This is a genomic window from Petrocella sp. FN5 (genome assembly GCF_029210395.1).
Taxonomy (GTDB): Bacteria; Bacillota; Clostridia; order Lachnospirales; family Vallitaleaceae; genus Petrocella.
Window position 1 is genome coordinate 1 of record NZ_JARGDP010000216.1, and the last position, 635, is coordinate 635.

Below are 635 nucleotides of genomic sequence, written 5' to 3' on the forward strand. Positions count from 1 at the left end.
TTAGTTGATGATTGCATCTAACGGGCGTGTGTTGACGACGCCAATCTGCTTACAGGTCGAGCTCATGCTTGTGAGCTTTGAGAACAGCTAATGCGATACCGACTCGGTTAGCAGATTGAGTGTTGTCAATACTATGTTATGTGCAGTTGCCCACGGAAAAATCCAATAAACTTATCTTTATCAATAAAAAGAAGATCAATACCTTGATTAATACCAATTTTCGTTATAGAAAAAACTAAATTTTACGGTAGCACTTCTTTTTTCATCGTTTATTACGTAATCCACATAGTATATTTCTTCTCGTGGTGACAGTTTTTCAATATTTCTGATTTCTCCACCACACGTTAGAATTTTTTCTTTTATTTTTCTTTTACAAATGCTTATACGCCATACCTTCTCGTAGAAAAGTACAAAAATCAAAAATAAAAAACTATAAATCTTAAAATCCATTTTCCACCCCCAAAATAAGTTGTTCTATTACAAACGCCTTCTTATCTAGAAAAGTCAAATTACTATCTGAGGTTAAAGATGTTGTTTTATTTATAAAACTTGTCTGGCTAACTTTAATCATCACCAATAATAATATCGATATCTAATAGTTACTTATTTGCTCTAATACAGTGGGCAATTGCACA

At 32.4% G+C, this 635-nt stretch carries 1 protein-coding gene; it reads right to left on the reverse strand.

Annotated elements, in window-relative coordinates; translation table 11 throughout:
- Positions 1 to 207: 207 nt before the first annotated feature.
- Positions 208 to 450: a hypothetical protein gene (locus P0N36_RS15575; RefSeq protein WP_275843811.1), complete on the reverse strand. Its 243-nt coding sequence runs from the start codon at positions 448 to 450 to the stop codon at positions 208 to 210.
- Positions 451 to 635 lie beyond the last annotated feature (185 nt).

Coding starts and splice junctions, on each gene's coding strand:
- P0N36_RS15575 (WP_275843811.1), bottom strand. CDS start 450: ATGGATTTTAAGATTTATAGTTTTTTATTTTTGATTTTTGTACTTTTC.